General features: G+C 41.8%; 3 protein-coding genes. All 3 read left to right on the plus strand.

Going from position 1 to position 1310, the window contains the following annotated elements; all coding sequences use genetic code 11:
• The coding region (locus tag AC1DRF_RS28170) for an ABC transporter substrate-binding protein (protein ID WP_477742329.1) at positions 1–219 on the plus strand (219 nt) is incomplete at its 5' end.
• Between the two features lie 88 nt (positions 220–307).
• Positions 308–916, plus strand: a complete 609-nt coding sequence (locus AC1DRF_RS28175; RefSeq protein WP_427076262.1) for an adenosylcobinamide amidohydrolase — start codon at positions 308–310, stop codon at positions 914–916.
• 4 nt (positions 917–920) lie between these two features.
• The coding region (locus tag AC1DRF_RS28180; RefSeq protein WP_477742330.1) for a cobalamin biosynthesis protein at positions 921–1310 on the plus strand (390 nt) is incomplete at its 3' end.

A 1310-nucleotide genomic window follows, 5' to 3' on the forward strand; every position in this document is an offset into this window, starting at 1 on the left:
GAGCAAGTTGTTAAGTTAAACCCTGACGTTATTATCGCAACGTATGATGCAGACAAAAATGAGATTATGAAGCGTCCCGCTTGGAGCAGCATGACTGCTGTAAAAGAGGGTAACATCGAGAAGGTTGATCAAAACAAAATCAATCKCTTAGGACCTCGTATTGTAGATGGCTTAGAGGACTTAGCAAAAGCAGTATACCCTGAGGTGTACAATAAATAAGAAGAGGGACCATATTCCAGTTCGAATTGAAAAGGGGATTGGTCCCTTTTCACATCTTAAAATTGAAGAAAGGCCTGAGCTTTTAATCATGAAAACCGAGACTTCTTATAAAACATACAGCTCAGGGGTTTTAGGAACAGGCATTACGGACACGGACACCTTTTACAATCGATTTGTTCACAAAGACTATTATTCAGATACTCCTTCTTTGGAGTATGAGCAATATTTGATGAAAGAAAATGTGCGCCATGAGCAAATCGTAGGGTTGATGACAGCCGTTTGGTTAAAAGAAAGAGCGGTTTACTGTTATGAAGGCTACGGAGTAAGAGTAGCTTCCGTGATAACGGCTGGAGTAGGAAACGCAGTAGATATTACAGCTGACGAAGCTGTCCCATTCTATTCCTCTCCTGGTACAATTAATATGTTTTTTTTCGTGGAAGGTACGCTTACGGATGCAGCGTTTTTACAGCTTTTTATTGCGGCCACAGAAGCTAAAACAAAAACGCTGTCACAGCTGGGCGTCATAGATTCGGCTACAAAGACGATTGCTACGGGAACATCTACGGACAGCATCTCAGTTGCAGCGTCTCAGCAAGGACCATTATATGAATATGCAGGCTCTATGACCGCTTTAGGGCAAGCGGTAGCTAAGCTGGTGAAAATAAGCTTAGAGCAGGGACTTAAGGGAAAGAGGTGAAGAAATGAGTATTACACAAGCGATAATTGCACACATGACGGCCATGACGATTGCTTTACTAATTGACCGAATTATAGGCGATCCCGAAAATTGGCCGCATCCCGTTCGCTGGTTTGGTAAATGGATTTATTGGATAGATTCTAGATTAAATAAAGGTGCAGGAAAACGATTCAAAGGATTGCTTCTTGTGATAAGTATGGCTGTGCTCGCAGGAGTTGTTCCCTTTTTGTTCCTCCATGCTTTGTACGGAGTTCATTTTATAGCAGGTGTTTTAGTAGAGAGCGTAATGATTGCGACTACTATATCTACTCGTTCTTTAAGCGAAGCTGCTTATAAGGTACAAAAGCCGCTTCAGCTAGGAGATATGGAGAAAGCTAGATATGAAGTAAGTATG

This window comes from Priestia sp. P5_B4, assembly GCF_056400385.1.

Bases quoted from the DNA above. Each gene is read 5' to 3' on its own strand.
- AC1DRF_RS28175 (WP_427076262.1), top strand. From the start codon at position 308: ATGAAAACCGAGACTTCTTATAAAACATACAGCTCAGGGGTTTTAGGA.